Source organism: Streptomyces sp. NPDC045956, from assembly GCF_056430705.1.
In genome coordinates, this window is record NZ_JBWKKZ010000015.1 from 14,012 (window position 1) to 39,536 (window position 25,525).

Below are 25,525 nucleotides of genomic sequence, written 5' to 3' on the forward strand. Positions count from 1 at the left end.
CTCCCATGGCAACCGGACACACCGACCCGCAGCGGCGCGAGCGGATCATCGACGCCACCCTCGACCTGATCGCCGAGGAGGGCATCGCACGCGTCTCCCACCGGAAGATCGCCGCCCGGGCCGGCGTCCCCCTGGGCTCGATGACCTACCACTTCAGCGGGATCGACCAGCTGCTGCGGGAGGCTTTCGGCCACTTCACGGGCCACATCGTCGCGGTCTTCGACGAGCACCTCGGTGCCGCGGCCGACCGCGAGGAGGCCCGCGAGGCGGTGGCCGACCTCGTACACCTCCTGTCCGAGGGGAGCCAGCGGGACCTGGTGCTCACCCAGGAGCTGTACACGCTGGCCGCGCGGCAGCCGGCCTACCGGGAACTCACCCACGAGTGGATGCGCCGCAGCCGCGTCCACCTGGAGAAGCACTTCGACCCGGACACGGCCCGCCAGCTCGACGCCCTCATCGAAGGGCTGACGCTGCACCGCGCCCTCGCCCGGGAGCCCCACGGGCGGGCCCTCACCCTGGAGGCCGTCGCCCGCGTCACCACCACGGACCGGCGCACCCCCTAGCCGCCCGCGCGGCACGGGCCTGACCCCCGTGCCGCGCGGGTGCCCCGGCTCAGCAGACGCCGTCGCCCGGCCTGGGGTTGCCGAGACCGAAGAGGGGGCGCAGCTTGAGGCCCACCCAGGTACCGGCCAGGGCGAAGGCCCCCCACAGCCAGCCGCTGAGGCTGCCCGAGGCGATGCCCGCCAGATAGGCGCCGATGTTGCACCCGCCGGCCAGGCGGGCGCCGACGCCCATCAGCACACCGCCGAGCACCGCCGCGAGCGCCGTGCGCCAGGCGATGCCGCGGTGCAGGGCCCAGGTGCCGCCGACCGCCGCGGCGACCGCGGCACCGATCATGATGCCGATGTCGGTGAGGCTGGTCTTGTCGGCGAGCACCGGGCCCGCCAGCATCTCGGCGTTGCCGGGCCGCTGCCACCACGTCCAGTTCTCCGGGTGGCCGCCGAGGGCACCCACCAGCTCGGAGCCCCAGAGGCTGAAGGCGCTGGTCACGCCCCAGGCGCCGCCCGAGACCCACAGGACGCCGGCGCCCAGTACGGCCAGCACGAGCGCCCCGGCGGCCAGCGGCCACGATCCGCGCAGGGCCCGGACGGCCGCGCCGCGCGCCGAGGGGACGGCGCCGAGCGGCGGCGGGTTGCGGCGGGCCTGCACCCGCCGCGTGACGAGCACCACCAGCAGCAGCGCGGCGATCGTCACCGCCCACGAGCCGAACCAGCCGACGTGGTCGGACAGGACGACGGGCTCCCAGGCCGGGAGGTCCTTCCACAGGTCGAACTGCCAGGCGGCGAGCGTGGCCCCCGCGATGAAGCCGCCCAGGGTGAGGACGATCGACGTCTGTCCCGAGCCGACGGCGAACAGGGTGCCCGAGGCGCACGCGCCGCCGAGCTGCATGCCGATCGCGAAGAGCACCGACCCGGCGAGCAGGCCGACGCCGATGGGGCCGGCGGAGGGTGCCGGCTGCGAGCCGAACAGCCCGGTGCCGGTGCCGATGAGCAGCGCGAACAGGGTGGCGGTGGTGCCGAGCAGCAGGGCGTGGGCCCGCAGACCGGCGCCGTTGCCGACCGCGACCAGTTGCCGCCAGGCGGAGGTGAAGCCGAAGCGGGAGTGGAAGAGGGCGACGCCCAGCCCGAGGCCGAGCAGGAGCAGGACGCCCGGCTTGGCGCCGTGCGCGGACCAGACGTAGGCGGTCAGCGCGGCGGCGAGCAGCCCGGACACCGCCAGGGGCGTCCGCCGTACCGGGGGCAGGGGCGGCGCCTCGGGCCGGGCGGAGGAGGTGGGGGACGGGGCGAAGAGGGCGGCGGGCGCGCGCGGCGGCGCGGCCGGGGCCGACCCGGCGGGGGGTGCGGTGGTCACGGAAGATCTCCGGTGGGGTGCACGGGGGCGGCGGGCGGGGGCGCTGGGCGACCGGCGGCGCGGATCACGCGGCCGGTGCGGGACTCAGCGGCGACAGAGGCCGTCGTCGACGCACCACGCCGAGTTCGCGAAGAGCGCGAGGCACAGCAGCGGAGCCGATGCATACATGCGTGCGAATATACGGAGTGCGACACTCCGGATGCCAGACCGTCTCGCCATGCGGATGGTCCCGTGGACACAGGGTCCGGCGAGCGCCCGGCCGCGTGGCGTCGCCGTACCGGACGGACGGGGAAACGCCGAGGGACGCCCGGCGGCGCCGGGCGTCCCTCGTACGCTGTGTACGGACCGGTGGGCTACAGCGTGCGCTCCAGACGGTCCGCCACCAGCTTCACGAACCGGGCCGGCTCCTTGGGCCGGCCGCCCTCGGCGAGGACCGCCAGAGCGTGCAGGAGATCCGCGGTCTCGGTCAGCTCCGTCCGGTCCTCCTGCTCGGTGTAGGCCCGGTTCAGGGACTTCACCAGCTGGTGCTCCGGGTTGAGTTCGAGGATGCGCTTGGCGTGCGGAACCTCCTGGCCCATCGCGCGGTACATGTTCTCCAGCGCCGGCGTGAGCTCGTTCGCGTCGGAGACCACACAGGCCGGCGAGACGGTGAGGCGGGAGGAGAGGCGGACCTCCTTGACGTCCTCGCCCAGGTGTTCCGACATCCAGCCGAGCAGCCCGGCGTACTCCTCGCTCTGCTGGTTCTTCTCGGCGTCGCTCTTCTCGTCCTCGGCACCACCGAGGTCGACCTCGCCCTTGGCCACCGAGCGCAGCTGCTTGCCCTCGAACTCCGCCACCGCGTCGACCCAGACCTCGTCCACCGCGTCGGTGAGCAGGAGGACCTCGACGCCCTTGGCCCGGAACGCCTCCATGTGCGGGGAGTCCTCGATGGCCTGCCGGGACTCGCCCGTCATGAAGTAGATGTCGCTCTGACCGTCCTTCATCCGCTCCACGTACTCCTGGAGGGTGGTCGGCTCTTCGGCGTCGTGCGTGGTCGCGAACGAGGAGGCGGCGAGGATCGCGTCCCGGTTGTCGGAGTCGGTCACCAGCCCTTCCTTGAGGACGGCGCCGAACTCCCGCCAGAACGTGGCGTACCGGTCCGGTGCGGACGACCTCAGGTCCTTGACCGTGGCCAGCACCTTCTTCGTCAGGCGGCGCTGGATCATGCGGATGTGGCGGTCCTGCTGGAGGATCTCGCGGGAGACGTTGAGCGAGAGGTCCTGGGCGTCGACGACGCCCTTGACGAAGCGGAGGTACGGCGGCAGCAGCTCCTCGCAGTCGTCCATGATGAAGACGCGCTTCACATAGAGCTGTACGCCGCGCTGGTACCCCTGGGTGAACAGGTCGTGCGGGGCGTGCGAGGGCACGAACAGCAGTGCCTGGTACTCGAAGGTGCCCTCCGCCTGGAGCCGGATCGTCTCCAGCGGCTCGCGCCAGTCGTGGGAGATGTGCTTGTACAGCTCGTGGTACTCGTCCTCGGACACCTCGTCACGCGGACGCGCCCACAGCGCCTTCATCGAGTTGAGCGTCTCGGCCTCGCGGGCCTCGGCACCGTCCTCGGCCGGCTCCGGCAGCAGACGGATCGGCCAGGTGATGAAGTCCGAGTAGCGCTTGACGATCTCCTTGATCTTCCAGGTGGAGGTGTAGTCGTGGAGCTGGTTCTCGGAGTCCGCGGGCTTGAGGTGGAGGGTGACCGAGGTGCCCTGCGGCGCCTCGTCGACCGTCTCCAGGGTGTACGTGCCCTCGCCGCGCGACGTCCAGCGGGTGCCCTGGTTCTCGCCGGCGCGGCGGGTCACCAGGGTGACCTCGTCGGCCACCATGAAGCCCGAGTAGAAACCGACGCCGAACTGCCCGATGAGCCCGTCGGCCCCGGCGGCGTCCTCGGCCTCGCGCAGTTCCTGGAGGAACTTGGCCGTGCCCGAGTTGGCGATGGTGCCGATGAGGTGGGTGACCTCCTCGTACGACATCCCGATGCCGTTGTCCCGCACGGTGAGCGTGCGGGCCTCCTTGTCCACGTCGAGCTCGATGTGCAGGTCGGTCACGTCGACGTCGCCGACGTCGTCCCGCAGGGCCGCGAGGCGCAGCTTGTCCAACGCGTCGGAGGCGTTGGAGACGAGCTCGCGCAGGAAGACATCCTTGTTCGAGTAGACGGAGTGAATCATCAGCTGAAGAAGCTGACGCGCCTCTACCTGGAACTCAAACGTTTCGGTCGGCATGGCTGGTGAGTACCTCACAGGTCCGCAGTCGTCTGCACTGACGGGATCACTCTAAAACAGCACGGGTGGCCGGTGGCCCCGATCGGCGGCAGCGCGGCCCCGGCCGAGCGCACCACCGCGAGAAGTTCGGTCGACATCGTTGACTTCAAGTCAGCGGCCCTGCACATTACTTAAAAGTAAAACCGATCAGTAACCTGCGGCCGCACTCCTCCCGAGAAGAGAGAGCACATGCCGAAGCACACCCTTCGCCGTGTCATGACCGCGACAGCAGCCGCAGTCGGCACGCTGGCCCTCGGTCTCACCGACGCCACCGCGCACGCCGCTCCCGCCGCTCCCGCCCCTCCCCTCGACTACGTGGCCCTCGGCGACAGTTACAGCGCCGGCTCGGGTGTCCTGCCCGTGGATCCCACCAACCTGCTCTGCCTGCGCAGCACCGCGAACTACCCCCACGTCATCGCCGCCGCCACCGGTGCCCGGCTCAAGGACGTCACCTGCGGCGCCGCCCAGACCACCCACTTCACGCAGTCCCAGTACCCGGGGGTCGCCCCCCAGGTGAACGCGCTCTCCGCCGGCACGGACCTCGTCACGCTCACCATCGGCGGCAACGACAACAGCACGTTCATCAACGCCATCACGGCCTGCGGCTCAGCGGGCCTCCTCAGCGGCGGCAAGGGCAGCCCCTGCAAGGACCGGCACGGCACCTCCTTCGACGACCAGATCGAGGCCAACACCTATCCGGCGCTCAAGGCCGCTCTGCTCAGCGTCCGCGCCAAGGCGCCGGGCGCCCGGGTGGCGGCCCTCGGCTACCCCTGGATCACGCCCGCCACCGCCGACCCGTCCTGCTTCGCCAAGCTGCCCCTCGCCGCAGGCGACGTCCCCTACCTCAGGGGGATCCAGGCGCACCTCAACGACGCCGTGCGGCGTGCGGCGGAGGAGACCGGCGCCACCTACGTGGACTTCGCGGCGGTGTCGGAGGGCCACGACGCCTGCAAGGCCTCCGGCACCCGGTGGATCGAACCGCTGCTCTTCGGCCACAGCCTCGTGCCCGTCCACCCCAACGCCCTCGGGGAACGGCGCATGGCCGAACGGACCATGGACGTCCTCGGCCTGAGCTGAGCCGCACCCCCGCGTACGCTGTCCACCGTGCCGTCGTCCCACCTGCGCCGCGTCGCCGTCCTCGTGCTGGAGGGCGCCAAGCCGCTCGACGTCGGCATCCCGGCGCAGGTGTTCACGACGCGCGCCAGCATGCCCTACGAGGTGCGGGTGTGCGGGGCGGCGCCCGGCCTCGTGACCGGCGGCGACGGCCTGTCGTACCACGTCGCCCACGGTCTGGACGCGCTGGCGTGGGCCGACGTGGTCTTCCTGCCCGGGTACCGCTCCCCCGACCTGGACGACCCGCCGCGGCCCGTCCTCGACGCGCTGACGGCGGCCCACGACCGGGGCGCGCGGCTCGCCGCCATCTCCACCGGCGCCTTCGCGCTCGCCGCCACGGGCCTGCTCGACGGGCGGCGGGCCACGACCCACTGGCACTACACGCGGGCGCTGGCGGCGAGGCACCCCCGGGTGCGGGTCGACGAGAACGTGCTCTTCGTCGACGAGGGCAGCGTGCTGACCTCGGCGGGCGCCGCCTCAGGCATCGACCTGTGCCTGCACATCCTGCGCGGCGACCTCGGGGTCGCCGCGTCCAACCACGCGGCCCGGCGCCTCGTCGCGGCGCCCTACCGCAGCGGCGGACAGGCGCAGTACGTGCCCCGCAGCGTGCCCGAGCCCTTGGGCGAGCGCTTCGCCGCCACCCGCGAATGGGCCCTGCGCCGGCTCGGCGAACCGCTCACGCTGGAGGCCCTCGCCCGGCACGCGGCGGTGTCGGCGCGCACCTTCTCGCGCCGGTTCGCCGAGGACACGGGGTACACACCGATGCAGTGGGTCATGCGCGCCCGCGTCGACATGGCCCGGGAGCTGCTCGAACGCTCCGAGCGCAGCGTCGAGCAGATCGCCGCCGACGTGGGTCTGGGCACCGGCGCGAACCTGCGGTTGCACTTCCAGCGGATCCTCGGCACCACCCCGAGCGAGTACCGGCGCACCTTCACCCGGGGGGAGTAACCGTGAGCGCGGGCCCGCCTGGCGTGATCCTTGCGAACCGTGGCTGTCACGCCGCTGCCGCGGGCCCACGCCGCGCGCGAACCTGGAGGCACCGCACGGCGAACCGGAAAGGCACCGCTCATGACCCGCATCGGCATCAACGGCTTCGGACGCATCGGACGCAACGTGCTCCGCGCGCTGCTGGAGCGCGACACCAAGCTGGAGGTCGTCGCCGTCAACGACCTCACCGAGCCCGCCGCCCTCGCGCGGCTGCTCGCCTTCGACTCGACGGCCGGCCGGCTGGGCCGCCCGGTGACCGTGGACGGGGACACCCTCGTCGTGGACGGGCGACGCATCAAGGTGCTGGCCGAGCGGGAGCCGGAGCGGCTGCCGTGGGCCGAGCTGGGCGTCGACCTCGTGCTGGAGGCCACCGGGCGTTTCACCTCGGCCACCGCCGCCGGGGCCCACCTCACCGCGGGCGCCAGGAAGGTCCTGGTCAGCGCGCCCTCCGACGGCGCCGACGTCACCCTGGCCTACGGCGTCAACACCGACGCCTACGACCCGGCCGCGCACACGATCGTCTCCAACGCGTCCTGCACCACCAACGCGCTCGCTCCGCTGGCCGCGGTGCTGGACGAGCTGGCCGGCATCGAGCACGGCTTCATGACGACGGTGCACGCCTACACGCAGGAGCAGAACCTCCAGGACGGGCCGCACCGCGACCCGCGCCGAGCCCGCGCCGCCGGGGTCAACATCGTGCCGACCACGACGGGCGCCGCGAAGGCGATCGGTCTCGTGCTCCCGAACCTCGACGGCAAGCTGTCGGGCGACTCCATCCGCGTCCCGGTACCGGTCGGCTCGATCGTCGAGCTGAACACGACCGTCGCCCGCGACGTGACACGGGAGGACGTGCTGGCGGCCTACCGCGCCGCCGCCGAGGGCCCGCTCGCGGGCGTGCTGGAGTACTCGGAGGACGCACTGGTCTCCTCCGACATCACCGGCAACCCGGCCTCGTCGATCTTCGACTCCGCCCTGACCCGCGTCGACGGACGCCACGTCAAGGTGGTCGCCTGGTACGACAACGAGTGGGGCTTCTCGAACCGCGTGATCGACACGCTGGAACTGCTCGCCACGCCCTGAAACGGCGGCCGGTGACGCATCACGGGAGCGCGCACGTCACAATGGTGGGATGAGCAATTCCAAGGTTTACTTCGACATCGACATCGACGGCCAGGATGCGGGCCGCATCGTCTTCGAGCTCTTCGAGGACGTCACCCCCAAGACCGCCAAGAACTTCATCGAGCTGGCCACCGGCGAGCACGGCTTCGGTTACGCGGGCTCCCCGTTCCACCGCGTGATCCCGCAGTTCATGCTCCAGGGCGGTGACTTCACCCGCGGTGACGGCACCGGCGGCAAGAGCATCTACGGCGAGAAGTTCGCGGACGAGAACTTCCAGCTGAAGCACACCGGCCCGTACCTGCTCTCCATGGCGAACGCGGGACCGAACACCAACGGCTCCCAGTTCTTCGTCACCACCGTGCCCACCCCCTGGCTGGACGGCAAGCACGTCGTCTTCGGCAAGGTCGTCGAGGGCACGGAGCTGGTCGACCGGATCGAGGGCTACGGCTCCTCGCCGTCCGGCAGGACCTCCGCGAAGATCACCGTGCGGGAGTCCGGCAAGCTCTGAGGCCTGAGGGGCCGTACGAGGACCTGACCCGGGGGCCCGCCGCACACCGTGCGGCGGGCCCCTTCCCGTCCCGTCTGGTGGGGGGCGCCAGGTGGTGCGACGCTGGGGTGGAGACGTGTCCGCGAAGGCGACCCCGGGAGGACCGATGGGACGGGACGTCCCGGCGCTGGTCTTCACCCGCGAGGACCGCCGCCGGTACCGGATCAAGATGCAGGAGTGCCTGGACGCCTTCGCGCAGATGCTGCGCGAGTCGCGGTTCGAGACCGAGCGGCCCCAGGTGGGTCTGGAGATCGAGCTGAACCTGGTCGACGACCGGGCCGAGCCCGCCATGCGAAACAGCGACGCCCTCGAAGCGATCGCGGACCCCGCCTGGTCCACCGAGCTGGGCCGGTTCAACCTGGAGATCAACATCCCGCCCAGGCGGCTGACGGCCGGGGGCCCCGATGCCTGGGAAACCGAGATCCGGGCCGCCTTGAACCACGCGGAGAAGGGCGCCAACTCGGTCGGAGCGCACCTGATCATGGTGGGCACCCTTCCGACGCTGCGCCAGTCGGACGTGGGCGAGGCCGCCCTGTCGGAGAACCCGCGCTACCGGCTGCTCAACGACCAGGTCTTCGCGGCGCGGGGCGAGGACCTGCACATCGAGGTGGACGGCGTCGACCGGCTGCGGACGTACGCGGACACCATCACGCCCGAGGCCGCCTGCACCAGCACGCAGTTCCACCTCCAGGTGTCCCCCGAGGAGTTCGCCGACTACTGGAACGCGGCCCAGGCCATCGCCGGCGTCCAGGTCGCGCTCGCCGCCAACTCCCCCTTCCTGCTCGGCAAGGAACTCTGGCACGAGAGCCGTATCCCGCTGTTCGAGCAGGCGACCGACACGCGGCCGCAGGAGATCAAGGCGCAGGGCGTGCGGCCCCGGGTGTGGTTCGGGGAGCGGTGGATCAACAGCGTCTTCGACCTCTTCGAGGAGAACCTGCGCTACTTCCCGGCGCTCCTGCCGCTCTGCGACGACCAGGATCCCGTGGAGACGCTGGACCGCGGCGACATCCCCGAGCTGGGTGAGCTGACGCTGCACAACGGCACCATCTACCGGTGGAACCGGCCCGTGTACGCGGTGGCGGACGACGTGCCGCACGTACGGGTGGAGAACCGTGTGCTGCCCGCCGGCCCGACCGTCGCCGACACCCTCGCCAACGGCGCCTTCTACTACGGGCTCACCCGTGCGCTGGTGGAGGAGGAGCGGCCGGTGTGGTCGCGGATGTCGTTCTCCGTCGCCGAGGAGAACCTGCACACCGCGGCCCGGCACGGCATCGAGGCGCGGCTGTACTGGCCCGGCACCGGCGAGGTGACCGTGCCCGAACTCGTCCTGCGGCGGCTGCTGCCGCTGGCGCACCGGGGGCTGGAGCTGTCCGGGATGGACTCGGCCTGGCGGGAGCCGCTGCTCGGGATCATCGAGCAGCGGTGCGTCACCGGCCGCAACGGCGCGGTGTGGCAGAAGGAGATGTTCCACCACATCGACGCGACCGCCCGCCCGGGGCGGCACGAGGCGCTGCGGCGGATGACCCAGCAGTACATGGACTACATGCATCTCAACGCCCCGGTGCACACCTGGCCGGTCGACTGAGCTGCGACGCCCCGTGCTCGGACGCCGGGGACCAGGGAGGCTGGAGACGATGTGCCGATGGCTCGCCTACTCCGGAACGCCGGTGCTGCTCGAGACGATCCTCTACCGGCCCGAGCACTCGCTGATCGACCAGAGCCTGCACGCCCGGATGGGCGTCGAGACGACCAACGGGGACGGGTTCGGCGTCGGGTGGTTCGGTCCGGAGATGGAGACGCCCGCGATCGTCCGGGAGATCGGTCCGGCGTGGAGCAACCGCAACCTGCGGGAGATCGCGGGCCATGTCCGCTCGTCGCTGTTCTTCGCGCACATCCGGGCCTCCACCGGGAGCCCGGTGCAGCAGACCAACTGCCATCCCTTCCGGCACGGCCGCTGGATGTGGATGCACAACGGTGCGATCGCGGAGTTCCACCGGCTGCGCCGGGATCTCGCCCTGGCCGTCGATCCGCGGCTCTTCCTGGACATCGAGGGGTCGACGGACTCGGAGATGATGTTCTACCTGGCCCTCACCTTCGGTCTGGAGGACGATCCGCCGGGGGCCGTGGCGCGGATGGCCGGGCTGGTGGAGGAGATCGGGCACGAGCACCACGTGGAGTACCCGCTGCAGATGACGGTCGCCGTGACCGAGGGGCGACGGCTGTGGGCCTTCCGCTACTCCAGCCAGCAGGACTCGCGGTCGCTCTACTACAGCTCGGCCGTGGAGAGCCTGCGCGCGCTCCATCCCGACCTGCCCTTCCTCCGGGAGGCGTCCGACGACACCCGGCTGATCGTGTCGGAACCCCTCGGTGATCTGCCGGGAGTCTGGAACAAGGTGCCCGAGAGCAGTTACGGCGTCGTCCAGCCGGAGGGCGACGCCATGCTCCCCTTCGTTCCGCAGCCCGTCTGACCCCGTTGACATCGGCGGGCGAAGATCACACAATCGGTGCCATGACCACATACCGGTTCGGCACCACGGCGGAGTGTCCCCGCGTGCCCGAGCGAACCGGTTGTGAGCGTTCCGGCCGATAACGGCCGCACACGGACCGAGGGCTCGACGCGTCGTGCGTCGCGGCCCCTCCGGTGTCCCTTCCGGTGTACAGCCCGGAGCACTTTCTCTCCCCGGCCACCCTGCGCCGACGTCGTCGCGCCGTGGCCGGGCGCCACCCGTACCGCCGTACCAAGGGGAGGACTCCCATGACCCTCACGGCTGCCGGCCCGACCACCGGCCTGCGCGCAGCACGCATTCCGGGAGACGGGATGTACGAGGGACGGCGCGTCCTGCGCCGGTTGCCCGAAGGGTGGGTGGAACGGCCCTACGCGCACTTCGCCGTCGTCCCGCTGGCCCGCACGATCGGGGCCGAGATCAGGGGGGTCGACCTCTCCCGTCCGCTCGGTGCCGGTCTGCGCGAGGAGTTGAACCGCGCTCTGCTGGAGTGGAAGGTGCTCTTCTTCCGCGCCCAGCACCTCAGCTCCGACCAGCAGCGCGCCTTCGCCGGCCACTGGGGCGAGTTGGAGACCAACCCCCTGCTCGCGGCCGGCTCCCGCGAGGACGTGGTCCGCTTCGACAAGGCCGACGCCGCCACCCCGACCTACGAGAACGTCTGGCACACCGACGTCACCTTCCGCGAGCGGCCCGCGCTCGGCGCCGTCCTCCAGTTGCGCGAGGTGCCGCCGTTCGGCGGGGACACCCTGTGGGCGGACATGGCGGCCGCCTACGACAACCTCCCCCAGGAGGTGAAGGACCGCGTCGACGGGGCCCGTGCCGTGCACGACTTCATTCCCGGCTTCGCCAGGTTCTACGGGCCCGAGCGCCTGATCCCCCATCAGGACGCCTTCCCGCCCGTGGAGCACCCCGTCGTGCGCACCCATCCCGAGACGGGGCGGCGGATGCTGTTCGTCAACGCCTCCTTCACCACCCGCATCACCGGCCTGGACCGCGACGAGAGCGACCGTCTGCTGCGCTTCCTGTTCCAGCAGGCGCACGTCCCCGAGTACCAGGTGCGGTTCAGCTGGCGGCCCGGCGACGTCGCCTTCTGGGACAACCGCGCCACGCAGCACTACGCCGTGGGCGACTACGGCTCCGACCGCCGGGTCGCCGAACGGGTCGCCATCGAGGGCGACCGTCCCTTCTGACCCCGGCGCGGCCGCGGGCGTGGGTCCGCCCGCGGCCCCGCTTCCGGGCTAGGCCGGGTCCTGCTCCTCGATCGCCGCCGGCCGCAGCTGTGCGGCGCGGATGCGTGCGACGTCGAGTTTGTCGCCGCGGTCGAAGCGGTAGATGCCGTTCTGCTCCTGGAAGACGTCGGTCAACTGGGTGTAGCAGTAGCCGAACATGTCGCGGTCGCCCAGCAGCACTCCGGTCAGGCCCGCGAACCGCTCGTGGAACTCGTCCTCGTCGCGGACCCGTTCCCCGTAGCCCCAGGACTCGGTGCGGTCCTCGCCGGACCGGTCGGCGGCCGCTTCGGGGTCCCACCAGATGCCGCCGAACTCGCTGACGAAGTACGGCTGCCCCCGGTAGGGCAGGGAGTACGGGGCGCCGTTCTCGTAGGCGTTGACGAAGGGGGCGTCCTTGGCGAGGCCGGACATCAACTGCCGGAAGGCGGCCGGGTCCTGCTCGTAGCTGTGGGAGTCGTAGATGTCGGTCTCGGCGACCCGGTGGGCGTAGCCGGACGCGTCGACGACCGGGCGGGTGGCGTCCATGGCCTTGGTGGCCAGGAACATGGCCCGGGTGACGTCGTCGAGCGCGGTGATGCGGTCGTGCAGCTTCTGGTAGGTCTCGTTGAGCGGGCACCAGCCGATGATCGAGGGGTGCGAGTAGTCGCGTTCGAGGGCCTCCAGCCACTGGGCGACGTAGGAGGCGTCGGGTTGCTGGTTGTCGCCGGAGGAGCCGCCGGTCTCGCAGCCCCAGTCGCCGAACTCGCCCCAGACCAGGTAGCCGAGGCGGTCGGCGTGGTACAGGAAGCGCTCCTCGAACACCTTCTGGTGCAGCCGGGCCCCGTTGAAGCCGGCTGCCATGCCCAGCTCGATGTCCCGGATCAGGGCCGCGTCGGTGGGGGCCGTCATCAGCCCGTCCGGGTACCAGCCCTGGTCGAGCACGAGGCGCTGGAACAGCGGACGTCCGTTGAGCGTGACGGCCTTGCCGCGCAGGCCCACGGCGCGCAGGCCGGCGTAGCTCTCGGCGGTGTCGACGACCTGCCCGGCGGCGTCCAGGAGTTCCAGGCGCAGGTCGTACAGGTGCGGGTCGGCCGGTCCCCACTCGCGCCGTCGGTCGTCCGGCACGGGCAGGTGGAGGCGCGGGGCGAGGTCCAGGTCGGCGCGTGCCTCGGCGCGGCTCACCTCGCCGTCGGCGTCACTGAGGACGGCGCGTACCCGGTGGCCGGGGCGGTTGCCGGACAGGGGCAGTTCCAGGTGGAAGGCGGAACCGGCCAGGTCGGGGGTGATCCGGGGGCGGCGCAGGTGCAGGTCGGGGACGGGCTCCAGCCAGACGGTCTGCCAGATGCCGGTCACCCGGGTGTAGTTGCAGTCGTGGTTGGCGTACTGGACGGCCTGCTTGCCGCGGGCCTGCGGGCCGGTCCTGGGGTCGCGGGCCCGGACGGTGATCACGACCTCCTCCCCCGCCCCCGCGATGTCGCCGAGGTCGGCGGTGAAGGGCGTGAAGCCGCCGCGGTGCCGGGCGACCTCCCTGCCGTCGGCCCAGACGGTGGCGTCGTGGTCGACGGCGCCGAAGTGCAGCAGGACCCGGCGTCCGGCCCAGGCCGTCGGCAGCCGGAGGGTCCGCCGGTACCAGACGGCCTCCAGGAAGTCGGTGTCCCCGATGCCGGACAGCTCGGACTCGGGCGGGAAGGGGACGAGGATCTCGTCCCGCAGCTCGCGGTCGAGGAGGCCGCGTTCGAGCCCGCTGTCGCCTTGGTCGGTCTCGAACTGCCAGGCGCCGTTCAGGTTGAGCCAGTCACGGCGCACGAACTGCGGGCGCGGGTACTCCGGGCGCGGTACGGAGTGAGTGGGCACACATGCTCCAGTCGATCGGTGGGCCGGCGCGGGAACGCCGGTCCCGGGTGTACAGCGGGTCGGGCGAGGGTCAGGAACCGCCGAGGCCGGTGGTGGCGACGGAGTTGACGATGCGGCGCTGGAAGAGGAGGAAGACCACGATCAGCGGCAGCGCGGCCAGCAGCGCGGAGGCCATGGACTGCGCGTACTGGATGCCGTAGGCGTCCTTCACGGTGGCCAGGCCCACCGGGAGGGTCATCAGGCCGGGGTCGTTGGTGACGATGAAGGGCCACATGAAGTTGTTCCACGCCCCGATGAAGACGAAGATCGCGACCGCGGCCACGATCGGCCGGGACAGCGGCAGCACGACCGACCGGAAGACGCGGAACTCGGAGGCGCCGTCGATGCGGGCCGCCTCCTCCAGCTCCCGGGGGATACCGTCGAAGAACCGCTTCAGGATGAACACCATCATCGGCGCGACGACCTGGGGCAGGATGACCGCCGCATAGGTGTCGACCAGGTCGAAGAGGAGCATCTGCTCGAAGAGCGGCACCACCAGGAGCTGCGGCGGGATCATGATGGCGGCGACCGTGACCGCGAGCAGGGCGCGGCGGCCGCGGAAGGTGCCGCGCGAGAAGCCGTACGCCGCGAGGGTGGAGACCACCACGGTGAGCAGGGTGACCAGGCCGGCGATCAGGAAGCTGTTGAAGGCCCAGACGGCCACGTTCCCGCGTTCCAGGATCTGCTGGTACGCGTCCAGGGTGAAGGCGCCCTTGAGCGGGGACAGGCCGGGCGTGGAGACGTCCTGCTCGCTCTGGAGCGAGGTGGCGATCGCCCAGACGAAGGGCACCAGCCACAGGGCCGCCAGGACGGCCAGCGCCGTGCCGGCCAGGACGCGGGGCAGTCGGCCGTGGCCGAGGAGCAGCGGGGAGCCGGCCGCTTCCCGCGGGGGACGGCGCCGTGCGCGGACGGTGGGGGCGGTTGCGGACACGGTCAGTCCTCCTGGCGGAAGAGGCGGAGCTGCACGAGCGAGACGACGATGACGAGCGCGAAGAAGAGGTAGGAGATCGCCGAGGCGTACCCGAGCCGGTATCCGGTGAAGCCGACGTCGTAGACGTACTCCAGGACCGGGCGGGTGGAGCCGCCCGGCCCGCCCTTGGTGAGGATGTAGATCTGGTCGAACACCTTGAGCGAGGCGAGGATCTGCAACATGGCCACCAGCGCCGTCGTCCTGCGCAGCTGCGGCAGGGTGACGGACCACAGGCGCCGCCACGCGCCGGCCCCGTCGAGCGCCGCGGCCTCGTCGAAGGTCGACGGGAGGGACTGGAGCGCCGCGAGGTAGAGCAGGAAGTTGAAGCCCACCGTCCACCACACGGTGAGGGCGGCGATCGACCACATGGCGACGGACTCGTCGGAGAGCCAGCCGACGGAGTCGAGGCCGAGCGTGGTGAGGAGTTGGTTGCCGAGGCCGAGGTCGGGCTGGTACAGCCAGGTCCAGATGAGGGTCACCACGGTCACCGGCAGCAGGTAGGGGGCGAAGAAGGCCAGTCGCCACGCCCACTGCCCGGCGAGTCCGCTGTGCACCAGGAGCGCCATCGCCAGCGCGACCAGCACCAGCGGCACGCTGGAGACGGCGGTGAAGAAGACCGTGTTGCCGAGGCTGCTCCACACGTCCGGGTCGCCGAGGGCCTCGGTGTAGTTGTCGAAGCCGACGAAGGCGGTGTCGCGCAGGGCGAGCGAGGTGTCGGTGAAGCTCATCCAGAGCCCCTGCACGACGGGCCACACCAGGAAGAGGACGAAGACGAGCAGGAAGGGCAGGACGAAGAGGAACCCGGTGTTCGGGGTGGTGCAGATCCGGCGCGGGAGGGCTCGGTCGCGGCCGCCGGTGGGGGCGGCGGGCGGGTCGGCCGGTGCCTCGGCGCCGGGGGGTGCGGTGGTGGTCACGTCGGTCACTCCTTCGGCCTGGTCAGGCAACCGGGTTGGGCTGCCGCAGCAGCGCGTCCGCCTCGCGGACCATCTGGCGCACCGCCTTCTCGGCGGACGTGTTGCCGAGCAGCGCCGACTGGAGCGGCTGGCACATGCGGTTCTGGAAGTTCGAACCGGCGCCGGCGAACCAGTTCGGCGGGTCGAGGACCGCCACCTTCGCGGCGCCCGCGTAGGAGGACTGCGGATCGAGGGCGGCGTACTCGGGCTCGGCGAGCACGGGCTGGTAGGCGGGGATGTGGCCGGCGCTCGCCCAGGTGAGACTCTGCTTGAGCATCTCCGCCACGTACCGGTGGGCCTCGCGGCGCCGTGCCGGGTCGGGGTCCTTCTGGTGCGGCAGGACGAAGCTGTGGCTGTCGGTGTAGACCGCCGGTTCGTCGAAGACCTGGGGGAAGGCGGCGGCACCCAGCGGGATACCGGCCTTCTTCAGCGTCGGCAGCTCCCACTCCCCCAGCATCGCCATGCCGCCGCGGCCGCTGGTGAAGGCGGCCAGCGCACCGTTGTAGTCCAGGGCGGCCGGGTTGGTGCGGCCGTCGAAGAGCTGCGTCATGAACGTCACGACCCGTACGGCGGCGTCCACGTCGATCTCCGGGGGGCCGCCCTCGGGCAGCGTGAACGCGGCTCCGGTCTGCGCGTAGAGGGCGGCGAACAGGCGCCAGTTCTGCGCCGTGTCGGTGACGTGGCCGAACAGGATGCCCGCCTGCCCGGTCGCCTCGGCCAGTGCCTTGCCGGCGTCCAGGAAGGCTTCGGGCGACCCCATCGGGGCCAGTTCGCCCGACGGGTCCAGCAGGCCGGCGGTGTCCGCGGCCTCCTTGTCGTAGAACACGATGAACGGGTGGACGTCGAGCGGGACGGCGTAGACCGCGCCCTCGTGCTGCGTCCGTCCCCAGACCGCCGGCGCGAAGTCCTTCGGCGTGACGCCGAACTCGGCGAGCAGGTCCAGGTCGAAGGGGTCCACCAGGCCGCCGGGCGCGTAGCCCGCCAGCCGGGACAGGTGCATGGCGGCGACGTCGGAGGCGCGGCCGCCCGCGGCGGACATGGCGAGTTTCGTGTAGTAGGACGGGCCCCAGTCCAGGATCGTCCGGTCCACGTCGAACCCCCCGGCCCCCCGGGACACGGCCTCGATCATGTCGTCCATGAGCATGCCGTCGCCGCCCTGGAACAGGTCCCAGACGCTCAGTGAGGACTCCCCGGAGGCGGAGGCCGGCGAGGAGCAGCCGGACAGGGGGGCCGCGGCGAGCAGGGCTCCCGCGGTGGCCATGGTGTGACGCAGAAGCCGACGGCGGCTGAGACGGCGTACGGGATCGGACGCCGCCTCCACCTCGCGGGCAGGCAGACGGGAACTCATCGCGGACCTTTCGACGGTCGGACGCTGATGCGGTGGCTAGTTTTTACATCGATGTACATTGGCTGTAAAGAGCTGGGCCGTGGAAGTGCGGCGGCGGCCGGAGCGGCCGCCGCCCCGTCGACCTCCGCTCGGGCCGGCGGAAGGAGGGGACATAGACTCGGGCGGCGCGGATGAGGCAGGGAGGTCTCGGTGGCACGGCCCAGGATCAAGGACGTCGCACGTCACGCGGGGGTGTCGGAGAAGACGGTGTCCAACGTCATCAACGACTACGCCCATGTCTCCGACCGGACCAGACGGGTCGTGCGGGAGTCCATCGAACAGCTCGGCTACCGGGTGAACCTGGCCGGCCGTCATCTGCGCAAGGGCCGCACCGGCATCATCGCCCTCGTCGTTCCCGAACTGGACGTCCCGTACTTCGCCGAGCTGGCCCGGCACGTGATCCGTGAGGCGGAGCAGCGCTCCCTGACCGTGCTCATCCACCAGTCGGGGGCGGACCGCGCCCACGAACTGGCGGCGCTCGCCGGGTTCGGCTCCACCTTCGTGGACGGGATCATCCTGAGCCCGCTCGCGCTGACGGCGGACGACCTGCGCGACCGCGCGGGCGCCCCGCCCACCGTGCTCCTCGGTGAACTGCTGGAGGAGGGCGCCGACCACGTGGCCATCGACAACGAGCGGGCCGCGCGCGAGGCGACCGCGCACCTGATCGGTCTCGGCCGCCGCACCGTGCTCGCCGTCGGCGGGCGGGACGACCCGGGCCTCGGGACGGCCCAGGCCCGCACCCGCGGCTATCGCGCCGCCCTCGGGGAAGCCGGTCTGGCCTACGATCCGGCCGCCCTGCTGCCGGTCGGCTCGTTCAGGATGCCCGACGGCGCCGAGGCGGTGGCGCGGGCGCTGGCGAGCGGTGCCCGGCCCGACGCGCTGCTCTGCCTCAACGACCAGCTGGCGCTGGGCGCCCTGCGCGCCCTGCACGAGCACGGGGTCGGGGTGCCCGAGGACGTCGCCGTCATCGGCTTCGACGACGTGGAGGGCGGGCGGTACTCCGTGCCGACGCTGAGCACGGTGGCGCCCGACAAGGCGGCGGTGGCCAAGGTCGCCGTGCAGTTGCTCCAGCACCGCATCGAGGAGGCGACGGGAGCGGACGGCGCAAGTGGGAGCGCCGGGTCCGGCGTGCTCTCGCCCCAGGACCGCATCGTGGCCCACCGGCTCGTCCTGAGGGAGAGCACGGAGGGCCGGCGACGGGTCTGACCCACGGGAGAGCACGGAGGCCGACGGCCGCTCCGACCTCGCGGGCGGCCGACCGGCACGGCGGGCCGATGACGGCTCCGGCGTGCGGGTCGTTACGGCTCCGGCGTGTGGGCGTTACGGCGCCTGTGTGCGGGTCGGCCGGCCGGAAGCGTCAGTTCACGTAGACCTCGGCGCGGTCGACGCTCACGAACGACGCCGCGGAGCCGGGGCTGCGTTCTCCGGTCACCCGGACCCGCAGGGTGTGGGCGCCGTACGGGAGCCGCGGACTGACGTACTGCACCGCCTCCCCGACGCGGATCGGACCGTGGAAGTCCACCCGTTGCTCGGGGCCGCCGTCGACGCTGACGGCCGCGTGGCCGTTGCCGGTGTCCTCGACGGAGAGCAGGGCGATGCGGGTGCCCGTGAAGGAGAAGACCGCCGTGGCACCGGCCCGGTCGCTCCAGTGGTCGTCGCCCCAGAAGCACTGGGTGGCGCAGCCCCTGCCGGAGTTCCAGGCGCCCGTGTAGGCGACGCCGCCCGGGCCGCTCGACCGGCCGTCGTCGTTGATCCAGTAGGTGCCGGAGCCGGGGTCGCCGGAGGGCAGGTCCTGGGTGGCCCCCAGGGCGAGGGGACGGCCGAGGTCGGGGCTGCCGTCGGCCCGCCAGGTGAACTTCTGCGCCCGGGTCGTGCGGTTGCTGTAGGTGTTCACCGACGTGGTCTTGGCGTGGTGGACGATCCAGTCCTCGGTGCCGTCCGGAGAGGTGAAGAAGGCATGGTGGCCCGGCCCGAACACCCCCCGGTCGTCGGCCCGCGAGAACACCGCGCCCTGGTGCTGCCGCCAGTTCCCCGGCACGAGCGGGTCGGCGCCCAGCGGCATCGACATCATCCAGACCTGGTAGTCCGGCTTCCCGGTGTCGCAGGCCGAGTACGTCATCCAGACCCGGCCGCCCCGGTACAGGAACTCCGGGCCCTCGCGCACCTCGGGGCAGCCGCCGGCCGCGTCGAGTGCGACCGCGTCACCGGAGACGGTGTACGGGTTGGCCATCGGGGCGATGTTGAGCCCGTTGTGCTGGTACCGGTTGATGCCGCTGTACGCGAGGTAGAGCCGGCCGCCGAGCTGGAGGATGCCCGCGTCGATGGCGAAGTCGTCCGCGTGGTTGGGCGGGGCGAGCCTGGCCTTGAAGTGGTAGGGGCCCGCCGGGTCGTCGCGCTCCGACTCCAGGACGTACAGCCGGTGGTGCTCGTCGACGCCGTCGTCGGCCGTGTAGTACAGGTACCAGCGGTCACCGAAGCGGTAGAACTCCGGGGCCCAGAAGTTCCGGTTGCGGGACGGGTCGGAGTCCGTCCAGACCGTGATCGGGTCGGCGGTCGCCAGGGTGCCGAGCGACGGGGAGCGCCACATCCGGATGCTGTCGCCCTGCGTCGTCGTCAGGTGGTAGTTCCCCTTCCAGTGCGTCAGGAAGGGGTCGGGCCCGGTGTTGAGCGGGTTGCGGAAGGTGCCGGCCGCCGCGTCGGCGGCACGTGGTGCGGCCGGCGGTGCCGCCGCGTCGGCAGTGCGCGGCGCGGGTGGGGGCGCCGCCGCGTCGGCCGGTGAGGCGAGCGCGGGCAGCAGGCCCAGGACGAGCCCCAGGAGCGCGGCGAGGAGTGGGCCGACACGGGTCCGGTGAGGGTGCGGAGGGCTGGGAAGCACGGGAAGTCCTTTCCGCGGCGCTTCACATCGATGACGCATTACATCGATGTAATGACGGGGCGTCAGGCTAGGGACGGGTCACCCCCCTGTCAACGGCCGCAAAAATGGTATTCCATTTTGGGACTCACCTCTTGACGGTGCCGTTCGGCGAAAACTACGTTCAGTTCATCGGAACGCCACTTCCGCTTTGTGGAAATCTCCACCTCTCCCGCACCTGATCCCAGGAGTCCCGTATGACTGCCCTGGAAGACCGCCGCTCGCCCACGGAGACCAGCGACACCGTCACCAGCTCCGGCCTCTACACGTACGACCTGGCCCCCACGAAGAGGGAAGGGCGCCGGTGGGGCGCCTACAACGTCTTCACCCTCTGGGCCAACGACGTCCACAGCCTGGGCAACTACGCCTTCGCCATCGGCCTGTTCGCCCTCGGGCTGAACGTGTGGGGCATCCTCGCCGCCTTCGCGCTCGCGTCGGTCCTGCTCTTCCTGCTGCTGACGCTGTCCGGCTTCATGGGCCACAAGACCGGCGTGCCGTTCCCGGTCATGAGCCGCATCGCCTTCGGCATCAAAGGGGCGAAACTCCCGGCCGCCGTGCGGGGTGCCGTGGCCATCGCCTGGTTTGGTATCCAGACCTACCTCGCCGCGGCGGTGCTGAGCACCCTGCTGATCGCCCTGTTCCCGGGTCTGGCCCGCCTCGACACGAACTCCCTGCTCGGACAGTCGACGCTGGGCTGGATCACCTTCCTGGCCCTGTGGGCGCTCCAGGTGCTCATCGTCAGCTACGGGATGCAGATGATCCGCCGCTACATGGCCGTCGCGGCGCCCACCACGCTGCTCACCATGTGCGCCCTCGCGGTGTGGATGTTCGTCCGCGCGGACGGCTCGATCTCGCTGTCCGACGGCGACCCGCTCACCGGCGGCGCCATGTGGCTCCAGGTGCTCCAGGCCGCGGCCCTCTGGGTCGTGATCTACGGGACGTTCGTGCTGAACTTCTGCGACTTCACCCGGTCCGCGAGGAGCCGGAGCTCCATCGTGCGCGGGAACGTGATCGGCATCCCGGTCAACATGCTCTTCTTCGCCGGCATCGTGGCGGTGCTGAGCGGCGCCCAGTTCTCCCTCGACGGGCACGTCATCACCAGTCCGACGGACATCGTCCGGACCGTCCCCCACATGTTCCTGCTGGCCGTCGCCTCGCTCGCCCTCATCGCCCTGACGGTGGCGGTGAACCTGCTGGCCAACTTCGTCGCGCCGATCTACGCGCTGGTGGACCTCTTCCCGCACCGGCTCGACTTCCGCCGGGCGGGCCTGGTCAGCGCGGTCCTCGGCCTGGTCATCACGCCCTGGAACCTCTACAACAGCCCGGTCGTCGTGAACTACTTCCTCGGCGGGCTCGGCGCCCTGCTCGGGCCCCTGTTCGGCGTGATCATGGCCGACTACTGGCTGCTGCGGAAGTCCCGGGTGAACGTGCCCGCCCTCTACACGGAGGACGCGGGCGCCGAGTACCACTACCGCCGCGGATACAACCCGCGGGCCGTCGCCGCCTTCGTCCCCGCCGCGGCGATCGCCGTCGTCGTCGCCCTGGTGCCCTTCTTCCACGCGGCGGCCGGGTTCTCCTGGTTCGTCGGCGCGATCATCGCCGCCGCCCTGTACGCGGCCATCGCCGACCGCGCCTCCCCGATCCGCGACGTGGACGGCGAGGCCATCGCCGTCGCGGCGGAATAGCACCGCCCCCCGCGCCCCTCCCGTCCGAGCAGAAGGCCCACCCATGCGCATCCTCGTGGTCAACGTCAACACCACGCAGTCCATCACCGACGCGATCGGCAGGCAGGCGGCCGGCGCGGCCTCCCCGGGCACCGAGATCGTCCCCCTCACGCCCGCCTTCGGCGCGGAGTCCGTCGAGGGCAACTACGAGAGCTACCTCGCCGCGGTCGCCGTGATGGAGGCCGTCCGCGCCCACCCGGGGCCGTACGACGCGGTGATCCAGGCGGGATACGGCGAGCACGGCAGGGAGGGGCTCCAGGAACTGCTGGACGTCCCCGTCGTCGACATCACCGAGGCGGCCGCCAGCACCGCCCAGTTCCTGGGCCGCCGGTACTCCGTCGTCACCACCCTGGACCGCACGGTCCCGCTGATCGAGGAACGTCTGGCGGTCGCGGGCCTGAGCGCCCGGTGCGCCTCCGTGCGTGCCAGCGGGCTCGCCGTACTGGAGCTGGAACGGGACGAGCAGGCCGCCGTCGAGGCCATCACCGAACAGGCCGCCCGTGCGGTCGAGGAAGACCGGGCCGAGGTCGTCTGCCTGGGCTGCGGAGGCATGGCCGGTCTCGCCGAGCGGGTGGTGGAGCGCACCGGCGTCCCGGTGGTCGACGGTGTCGCCGCCGCCGTGACGATCGCCGAGTCGCTGGTCCGCCTCGGCCTGTCGACGTCCAAGGTCCGCACCTACGCGCGTCCGCGCGCCAAGCAGATCGTCAACTGGCCCCCGAAGGCCGGATGACCCGCGCGCGCCGCCGCCCCCGGCGCCCCCGCTCCCGGCGGGCGGCCGTCCCCGGCCGTGGCCGGTCGCCGGGTATCCTGACGGGCCGCCGACTCCGCTCCGCACCAGCGCCGTCGGGGAGCCTCGGAACAGGACGACGGACGAAGGACGGCGATGGCTGCGTCAGAGGGCTTCGTGCCCGAGTCCGAGCGGGTCACCCGGCGGTTGCGCGACGAGATCGTCGACGGTGCGCGACGGCCGGGCAGCCGCCTGGTGGAGCGGGAGCTGGCCGAGTCCCTCGGCGTGAGCCGGCTGCCCGTGCGGGAGGCCCTCAAGACCCTGGTGTCCGAAGGGCTGGTGACACCGCGACCACGGAGCTGGGCGGTGGTACGGGAGTTCACCGCGAGCGACATCGCCGACCTCGACGAGGTGCGCTCGGGCCTGGAGACCCTCGGCTTCCGGCTCGCCGCCCAGCGGCACACGCGGGCCGGGCTGGATCGGCTGCGCGCCACGGTGGACGCCGAACTGGAGGCGGCCCGCGCGGGCGACGCGGTGCGGGCCCGCCGGGCGGCCGCCGACTTCCACCAGACGGTGATCTCCCTGGCCGCCAACGAACTGCTCAACGAACTCGAGCGCGTCCTGCGCAGCCGGCTGAGGTGGCTCATGGGCCAGCACGACGACCTGCTGGGCGTGGCGCGGGAACACGAGGCCCTGTACCGGGCGATCGCGGAACGCGACGTCGAGCGCGTCCAGGAACTCGTGCTCCACCATCTGTCGACGAGCCGCAGCGCGGCCCTGGGGCACCAGGCGCGGGAGCAGCACCGGGACCACAACGGGCAGGACCCCGAACCGGATCCCGGACAGGACCCCGAACCGGACCCGTCCGGGCAGCCGCGCACGTAGGACGGCGAACAGCGGGCATACGGATGTCCCGAGGCCCTGTCCGTCGCCGACCAGCGGGAGCATCCGTGACCCCGAGCCTGCGCACCGCCCGCGCCTGCCGCGTTGCCACCGCCCTGCTCCTCGTCGCCGCCGGGTACGCGGCCACCCATCACCCCTGGCTCGCCCTGCCCGGCCTCTACGCCGCCGCCGTCTTCGCCTGGTGCGCCGCCCGCGCCCGGACGGAGCACCGGCGCCGGCTCGTACGGGCGCAGCGGGCCGAGCGGCTGGCCCGTCCCCGCTCGCCGCAGCCGCTCGGTGCCGTGCTCGTGCCGTGCTGCGCGTTCTGGCGGCACTCCGACGGCATGGTGCACGGTCCGGAGTGCACCCGCCCCTCCGCCGCCCTCGTTCCCGCGGGCGCCGGCTGCTGCGAGCGGTGGTGGACCTCGCTCGGCGCGGAGCACGACGCCGGGTGCGGCCGGCACGCCCGCACGGGCGGGACCGACCGGACCCGCTCGACGCCGCAGTAGCGCCGTACGGGCTCGGCGTCCTCAGTCGAAGGTCTCCACGTACTCCTCGACCGGCCCCAGCTCGGGCCGGTCCAGGAGGGCGAGGTGGTCCCCGAAGCGTTCCAGCTCCAGGACGGTGAGGGTGTTGGCGCCGGCGCGCAGGAGGGGTCGGGGGAGGTACAGCGTGGTCTGGGGGCCGACCTCCCAGTAGCGTCCGAGGAGTTCCCCGTTCACCCAGACGAAGCCCTTGGCGAAGCCCGGCAGGGCGAGGAAGGTGTCGGCCGGTTCGGTGACGTCCAGTCGGGCGTGCGCGAAGCCGGCCGTGCCGCCGGGCTCCGCCGCCGAGGCGGCGCGGGCGGTTTCGTGCGGGGTCCACTCGTCCAGCGGGAGCCGGTGCATGGTCCAGCCGTGCACCAGGCGGCGCTCCACCCGTACCCCGCCGAGGATGCCCTTGCCCTGGCCCAGCAGCGGCCCGTAGTTGATCCGCCCCTGGTTCTCCACCAGCAGCTCCAGCCGGATCGGGGCCCCGGTGCCGGTCACGGTGAACGAGGAGGTCTCGCGGTCGAGCACGGCCAGCGGAACGCCGTCCACGAACACCTGGGCGCGGTCGTGCAGGCCGGTCACGGTCACCTCCTGCCGGCCCCGGGGCAGGAGCGGCAGGGCGGTGTAGAGCACCAGACCGGCGGACTGCCCGAGTTCCTCGAAGCCGAGCGGCACGGGAGCGCGCACCGGCTCGGTGACGGCCCGCAGCGCGTCCAGCAGGGCCGCCCGCCGGGTCACCGGAAGCGTCCGCGGCGGGAGCAGGGGCGGATCGGCGGGCGCGCGGGGCGGCGTCCGACCGGTGAGCGCGGAGAACCGCTCGCGCAGGGCGTGGAACTTCGGGGTGAGCGCGCCGTGTTCGGCGACCGGGGCGTCCGAGTCGTAACTGGTGACGGTCGGGCGCAGGACGCCACCGTCGTGGTTGGCGCCGGCCCACAGACCGAAGTTCGTGCCGCCGTGGGCCATGTAGAGGCTGACCGAACCGCCGGCGTCGAGGATCTCCCCCACCTCCAGGGTGGCGCTCTCCGGCGAGCGGACGTGGTGCTTCTCGCCCCAGTGGTCGAACCAGCCGTTCCAGAACTCCGCGCAGAGGAAGGGCTCCTCGGGCCGACGCGAGCGCAGCAGTGCCGCCGCCTCGGCGGCCTTGGAGCCGAAGGTCGCGGCGGCCAGCTCGCCGGGCACGGTGCCGCCGTCGAGCATCAGCTCGGTGGGCCCGTCGGCCGTGTACAGCAGTTCCGTGACGCCCCGGTCGACGAGGGCGTCGCGCACCCAGCGGACGTAGGCGTGGTCGTCGCCGTAGCTGCCGTACTCGTTCTCGATCTGTACGGCCACCACCGGACCACCGTGCGCGGCCTGGAGTGCGGCGATCCGGGGGACGAGTTCGTCGAACCAGCGGCCGACCGCGTCGAGGTACGGCGGGTGGCCGGCGCGCAGCCGCATGCCCGGGGTGCCGGTGAGCCAGGCCGGCAGTCCGCCGTTGTCCCACTCGGCGCAGATGTACGGGCCCGGCCGCACCATCACGTCGAGGCCGGCCTCCTGCGCCAGCCGGGCGAAGCGCGCCAGGTCGCGCCGGCCGTCGAAGCGCGCTTCCCCGGGGCGGCGTTCGTGGAAGTTCCACGGGACGTAGGTGTCCACGGTGTTCAGCCCGAGCGCCGCCAGCCGTTCCAGGCGGTCCGCCCACTGCTCGGGGTGGACCCGGAAGTAGTGCAGCGAGCCGGACAGGACGCGGTGCGGCCGGCCCCGGCGCAGCAGCCGGCCGCGGGCGTACGTCAGGGTGGCCGCCGGGCGTGCGGTGCGGCCGGCCGGGGGCGGGGTGCTGGGGAGGGTCACTCGGGGGCTCCGGAGGTCGTGCCCGGCCCGGCTGCCGC

Annotated in this window: 21 protein-coding genes; 13 read left to right on the forward strand and 8 right to left on the reverse strand. The window is 72.1% G+C overall.

The window, feature by feature from the left end; translation table 11 throughout:
* The first annotated feature begins 5 nt into the window (after positions 1 to 5).
* Positions 6 to 563, forward strand: coding sequence for a TetR/AcrR family transcriptional regulator (locus AC07FV_RS31400; RefSeq protein WP_479090929.1), 558 nt, complete (start codon positions 6 to 8; stop codon positions 561 to 563).
* 49 nt (positions 564 to 612) lie between these two features.
* On the opposite strand, the gene AC07FV_RS31405 is transcribed toward AC07FV_RS31400, so the two are convergent.
* Together AC07FV_RS31405 and htpG are read right to left on the reverse strand one after the other, a co-directional pair.
* Entirely contained in the window at positions 613 to 1,911 is a 1,299-nt protein-coding gene (locus tag AC07FV_RS31405) for a YeeE/YedE family protein (protein WP_479090931.1), read from the reverse strand.
* 353 nt (positions 1,912 to 2,264) lie between these two features.
* Positions 2,265 to 4,166: a molecular chaperone HtpG gene (htpG, locus tag AC07FV_RS31410; protein WP_479090933.1), complete on the reverse strand. Its 1,902-nt coding sequence runs from the start codon at positions 4,164 to 4,166 to the stop codon at positions 2,265 to 2,267.
* Positions 4,167 to 4,394: 228 nt separating this feature from the next.
* Here htpG and AC07FV_RS31415 point away from each other — a divergent pair, with 228 nt between their 5' ends.
* The 7 genes from AC07FV_RS31415 to AC07FV_RS31445 all read left to right on the forward strand — a co-directional run bounded on the left by AC07FV_RS31415 (position 4,395) and on the right by AC07FV_RS31445 (position 11,665).
* Positions 4,395 to 5,282, forward strand: coding sequence for an SGNH/GDSL hydrolase family protein (locus AC07FV_RS31415; protein WP_479090935.1), 888 nt, complete (start codon positions 4,395 to 4,397; stop codon positions 5,280 to 5,282).
* 27 nt (positions 5,283 to 5,309) lie between these two features.
* A complete protein-coding gene (locus AC07FV_RS31420) occupies positions 5,310 to 6,266 on the forward strand; it encodes a GlxA family transcriptional regulator (RefSeq protein WP_479090936.1) in 957 nt (318 codons plus the stop codon).
* Positions 6,267 to 6,386: 120 nt separating this feature from the next.
* Entirely contained in the window at positions 6,387 to 7,385 is a 999-nt protein-coding gene (gene gap, locus AC07FV_RS31425) for a type I glyceraldehyde-3-phosphate dehydrogenase (RefSeq protein WP_479090937.1), read from the forward strand.
* A 49-nt stretch (positions 7,386 to 7,434) separates the two neighbouring features.
* The gene (locus tag AC07FV_RS31430; RefSeq protein WP_479090938.1) at positions 7,435 to 7,932 is read left to right on the forward strand and encodes a peptidylprolyl isomerase; all 498 of its coding nucleotides are present in this window, start codon (positions 7,435 to 7,437) and stop codon (positions 7,930 to 7,932) included.
* Positions 7,933 to 8,077: 145 nt separating this feature from the next.
* The gene (locus tag AC07FV_RS31435; protein WP_479090940.1) at positions 8,078 to 9,556 is read left to right on the forward strand and encodes a glutamate-cysteine ligase family protein; all 1,479 of its coding nucleotides are present in this window, start codon (positions 8,078 to 8,080) and stop codon (positions 9,554 to 9,556) included.
* Between the two features lie 49 nt (positions 9,557 to 9,605).
* Positions 9,606 to 10,439 (forward strand): class II glutamine amidotransferase, encoded by an 834-nt coding sequence (locus tag AC07FV_RS31440; protein WP_479024407.1) that lies wholly within the window; start codon positions 9,606 to 9,608, stop codon positions 10,437 to 10,439.
* Positions 10,440 to 10,726: 287 nt separating this feature from the next.
* Positions 10,727 to 11,665, forward strand: a complete 939-nt coding sequence (locus tag AC07FV_RS31445) for a TauD/TfdA dioxygenase family protein (protein WP_479090941.1) — start codon at positions 10,727 to 10,729, stop codon at positions 11,663 to 11,665.
* Positions 11,666 to 11,713: 48 nt separating this feature from the next.
* On the opposite strand, the gene AC07FV_RS31450 is transcribed toward AC07FV_RS31445, so the two are convergent.
* The 4 genes from AC07FV_RS31450 to AC07FV_RS31465 form a co-directional block, all read right to left on the reverse strand.
* Positions 11,714 to 13,537: a glycoside hydrolase family 2 protein gene (locus AC07FV_RS31450; protein ID WP_479090943.1), complete on the reverse strand. Its 1,824-nt coding sequence runs from the start codon at positions 13,535 to 13,537 to the stop codon at positions 11,714 to 11,716.
* A gap of 70 nt (positions 13,538 to 13,607) precedes the next feature.
* A complete protein-coding gene (locus tag AC07FV_RS31455; RefSeq protein WP_479090945.1) occupies positions 13,608 to 14,507 on the reverse strand; it encodes a carbohydrate ABC transporter permease in 900 nt (299 codons plus the stop codon).
* Positions 14,508 to 14,509: 2 nt separating this feature from the next.
* On the reverse strand, positions 14,510 to 15,460 hold the full coding sequence (locus tag AC07FV_RS31460) for a carbohydrate ABC transporter permease (protein ID WP_479090946.1): 951 nt from the start codon (positions 15,458 to 15,460) through the stop codon (positions 14,510 to 14,512).
* Between the two features lie 22 nt (positions 15,461 to 15,482).
* A complete protein-coding gene (locus AC07FV_RS31465) occupies positions 15,483 to 16,847 on the reverse strand; it encodes an extracellular solute-binding protein (RefSeq protein WP_479090948.1) in 1,365 nt (454 codons plus the stop codon).
* A 189-nt stretch (positions 16,848 to 17,036) separates the two neighbouring features.
* Between AC07FV_RS31465 and AC07FV_RS31470 the strand changes: the two genes are divergently transcribed.
* Positions 17,037 to 18,092, forward strand: coding sequence for a LacI family DNA-binding transcriptional regulator (locus tag AC07FV_RS31470; protein ID WP_479090949.1), 1,056 nt, complete (start codon positions 17,037 to 17,039; stop codon positions 18,090 to 18,092).
* A 151-nt stretch (positions 18,093 to 18,243) separates the two neighbouring features.
* Here the strand turns inward: AC07FV_RS31470 and AC07FV_RS31475 are convergent, their stop codons facing one another.
* Positions 18,244 to 19,761, reverse strand: coding sequence for a family 43 glycosylhydrolase (locus AC07FV_RS31475; RefSeq protein WP_479090950.1), 1,518 nt, complete (start codon positions 19,759 to 19,761; stop codon positions 18,244 to 18,246).
* Between the two features lie 233 nt (positions 19,762 to 19,994).
* On the opposite strand from AC07FV_RS31475, the gene AC07FV_RS31480 reads away from it, so the two are divergent.
* The 4 genes from AC07FV_RS31480 to AC07FV_RS31495 all read left to right on the forward strand — a co-directional run bounded on the left by AC07FV_RS31480 (position 19,995) and on the right by AC07FV_RS31495 (position 23,639).
* Positions 19,995 to 21,482, forward strand: a complete 1,488-nt coding sequence (locus tag AC07FV_RS31480; RefSeq protein ID WP_479090952.1) for an NCS1 family nucleobase:cation symporter-1 — start codon at positions 19,995 to 19,997, stop codon at positions 21,480 to 21,482.
* 43 nt (positions 21,483 to 21,525) lie between these two features.
* Entirely contained in the window at positions 21,526 to 22,251 is a 726-nt protein-coding gene (locus AC07FV_RS31485) for an aspartate/glutamate racemase family protein (protein ID WP_479090954.1), read from the forward strand.
* Between the two features lie 153 nt (positions 22,252 to 22,404).
* Positions 22,405 to 23,133 carry a GntR family transcriptional regulator gene (locus AC07FV_RS31490; protein ID WP_479090955.1) on the forward strand — a complete coding sequence of 243 codons (729 nt, stop codon included), beginning with the start codon at positions 22,405 to 22,407 and terminating at the stop codon, positions 23,131 to 23,133.
* 65 nt (positions 23,134 to 23,198) lie between these two features.
* Positions 23,199 to 23,639, forward strand: a complete 441-nt coding sequence (locus AC07FV_RS31495; protein ID WP_479090957.1) for a hypothetical protein — start codon at positions 23,199 to 23,201, stop codon at positions 23,637 to 23,639.
* Positions 23,640 to 23,660: 21 nt separating this feature from the next.
* Here AC07FV_RS31495 and AC07FV_RS31500 read toward each other — a convergent pair whose 3' ends face one another.
* Positions 23,661 to 25,487: a glycoside hydrolase family 35 protein gene (locus AC07FV_RS31500; protein WP_479090959.1), complete on the reverse strand. Its 1,827-nt coding sequence runs from the start codon at positions 25,485 to 25,487 to the stop codon at positions 23,661 to 23,663.
* Positions 25,488 to 25,525: the final 38 nt, after the last annotated feature.

What these genes read in the sequence shown, in the direction of transcription:
- AC07FV_RS31445 (WP_479090941.1), top strand. Translation starts at nt 10,727, where the DNA reads ATGACCCTCACGGCTGCCGGCCCGACCACCGGCCTGCGCGCAGCACGC.
- AC07FV_RS31480 (WP_479090952.1), top strand. Translation starts at nt 19,995, where the DNA reads ATGACTGCCCTGGAAGACCGCCGCTCGCCCACGGAGACCAGCGACACC.
- AC07FV_RS31465 (WP_479090948.1), bottom strand. Translation starts at nt 16,847, where the DNA reads ATGAGTTCCCGTCTGCCTGCCCGCGAGGTGGAGGCGGCGTCCGATCCC.
- AC07FV_RS31430 (WP_479090938.1), top strand. Translation starts at nt 7,435, where the DNA reads ATGAGCAATTCCAAGGTTTACTTCGACATCGACATCGACGGCCAGGAT.
- AC07FV_RS31440 (WP_479024407.1), top strand. Translation starts at nt 9,606, where the DNA reads ATGTGCCGATGGCTCGCCTACTCCGGAACGCCGGTGCTGCTCGAGACG.
- AC07FV_RS31415 (WP_479090935.1), top strand. Translation starts at nt 4,395, where the DNA reads ATGCCGAAGCACACCCTTCGCCGTGTCATGACCGCGACAGCAGCCGCA.
- AC07FV_RS31485 (WP_479090954.1), top strand. Translation starts at nt 21,526, where the DNA reads ATGCGCATCCTCGTGGTCAACGTCAACACCACGCAGTCCATCACCGAC.
- AC07FV_RS31490 (WP_479090955.1), top strand. Translation starts at nt 22,405, where the DNA reads ATGGCTGCGTCAGAGGGCTTCGTGCCCGAGTCCGAGCGGGTCACCCGG.
- gap (WP_479090937.1), top strand. Translation starts at nt 6,387, where the DNA reads ATGACCCGCATCGGCATCAACGGCTTCGGACGCATCGGACGCAACGTG.
- htpG (WP_479090933.1), bottom strand. Translation starts at nt 4,166, where the DNA reads ATGCCGACCGAAACGTTTGAGTTCCAGGTAGAGGCGCGTCAGCTTCTT.
- AC07FV_RS31400 (WP_479090929.1), top strand. Translation starts at nt 6, where the DNA reads ATGGCAACCGGACACACCGACCCGCAGCGGCGCGAGCGGATCATCGAC.
- AC07FV_RS31435 (WP_479090940.1), top strand. Translation starts at nt 8,078, where the DNA reads ATGGGACGGGACGTCCCGGCGCTGGTCTTCACCCGCGAGGACCGCCGC.